This window comes from Gordonia sp. NPDC003422 (assembly GCF_053588675.1).
Genome location: NZ_JBSFQL010000077.1, coordinates 1 through 1,186, shown reverse-complemented (window position 1 = coordinate 1,186; position 1,186 = coordinate 1). Strand labels below are relative to the sequence as shown.

1 protein-coding gene is annotated in these 1,186 nt (G+C 57.3%); it reads left to right on the top strand.

From position 1 onward, the window contains the following. A partial coding sequence (locus ACWDTF_RS24835) for an RHS repeat-associated core domain-containing protein (protein ID WP_449755251.1) occupies positions 1-486 on the top strand: 486 nt, incomplete at its 5' end. Positions 487-1,186: the final 700 nt, after the last annotated feature.

Here is a 1,186-nt window from a genome sequence, read left to right as displayed (position 1 = left end):
CCGGAAACCGGTTTGCATTACAACCGGTACCGCTACTACAACCCGGCCACCACCACCTACACCAGCCCCGACCCACTCGGGATCGCACCCAACCCCAACAGTGCCACCGCCTACGTCCACAACCCCCACACCTGGATCGACCCACTCGGACTGGCTTGCAAGCCGCCCAACCCATTCGGGCGTCGTGGATCTCCAGCCCATGTTGCGAGAATCGCCGAAGCAGAAAAGCGACTCGGTGCACGCGGCTACAGAACGGTGTCGGGCGGTTCTCTCCCCGAGCAGCGAATAGCGATCCCTGCAGGCGGTCACAAGGCACAGCGCTTCGCGGACCTCGTCATGCACAACCCGGATAGTGGTCGAAATATTGCAATTCAAGTTGGGCGGGCAACGAAGGGCGGAAACCCAGTGGCCAGAGAGGTAAAGGCAATTTCTGATCTGCGGAGTAGCGGCGCCTTCGACCATGTCTTCTTCCTGAAGTACAATTAGTCATGCCCAAATCGGCCCTGATGACAGCGGACCAGATTGATACTGAGGGATGGCACCGCGGACCAAAGGGAACTAATCGCAATTTTGGTGACTTCACCTTGAACGAAGTCTCTGAAATGTTGCTTAACGTCGACACTCGATTCAGCGGATTCGCGGTGTACGTTGGCCGCGTGTCTCGCAATGGAAAGTTTGAATATCCACTTGGATCCTGTGAGTTCGACGAAATAGCCGACCTGGGTGCAACGGAAGTATTCTATTTGGCAACAGCGATCGATGGTCGGCGTGTTGAGATGGATCGACACTTATCTGCGTATGATAATCGGTCATTCCTTTATGCTGGTGTGCCACTCATTTCGATAGTGGGAGGTTCGTTAAACCTAGTTCGTGTGCGGTCGATCGCTTCGGCGCGCTTCGGAGTGCGATACCTTGAGGACAATGGGTATGCGTCTATCCATCGGGCACTCACGAGAGAGGCAAAGAGTCGCTCGCGCTGAGCTGAACGTCGCTGGCGTTATGACACGCAGTTGCAGGTTCGTGAGGTCATCAACCCGGATGGTTTGGTGTGGCGGTTCGACTACGACCGGGCCGGTCGGCTGGTCGCCGAAACCGATTACAACGACGCGCACACCCGCTACGAGGTGGATGTGGCCGGGCGGGCGGTCGCCCGGATCGATGCGTTGGGTCGACGGACTGACACCAC